Origin of the sequence: Streptomyces sp. NRRL S-1022, assembly GCF_000720135.1 — a bacterium.
Taxonomy (GTDB): Bacteria; Actinomycetota; Actinomycetes; order Streptomycetales; family Streptomycetaceae; genus Streptomyces.
In genome coordinates, this window is record NZ_JOIU01000111.1 from 1 (window position 1) to 707 (window position 707).

General features: G+C 69.7%; 1 pseudogene. It reads left to right on the top strand.

Features of this window, described 5'->3' with window-relative positions:
- A pseudogene (locus IG05_RS0141060) lies at positions 1–707 on the top strand (alpha-1,4-glucan--maltose-1-phosphate maltosyltransferase); the annotation flags it as partial.

Below are 707 nucleotides of genomic sequence, written 5' to 3' on the forward strand. Positions count from 1 at the left end.
TGGTACGAGTTCTTCCCCCGTTCCGAGGGCACGGCCGAGCAGCCGCACGGCACGTTCCGCACGGCCGCGCGCCGGCTGCGTGCGATCGCGGACATGGGCTTCGACGTGGTGTACCTGCCGCCGGTCCACCCCATCGGCACGACCTTCCGCAAGGGCCCCAACAACACGCTCACGGCCGGTCCGGACGACGTCGGCGTGCCCTGGGCGATCGGCTCCCCCGTCGCGTTCGACGCCGACATGGACGGGCTGGTCACGGAGACCGTGCGGATCCTGCGGCACTGGATGGCGCACGGGGTGCGGATCTTCCGGGTGGACAACCCGCACACGAAGCCGGTGGTGTTCTGGGAACGGGTCATCGCGGAGGTCAACCGCAGGGATCCCGATGTGATCTTCCTGGCGGAGGCGTTCACGCGGCCGGCGATGATGCACACGCTGGCGCAGATCGGCTTCCAGCAGTCGTACACCTACTTCACCTGGCGCAACAGCAAGCAGGAGCTGACCGAGTACCTGACGGAGCTGTCGGGCGAGGCCGCGGCCTGGATGCGGCCGAACCTCTTCGCCAACACCCCCGACATCCTGCACGCCTACCTCCAGCACGGCGGGCGGCCCGCGTTCGAGGTCCGGGCCGTGCTCGCCGCCACCCTCTCCCCCGCCTGGGGCATCTACTCCGGGTACGAACTGTGCGAGAACACCCCGCTGCGCGAGGG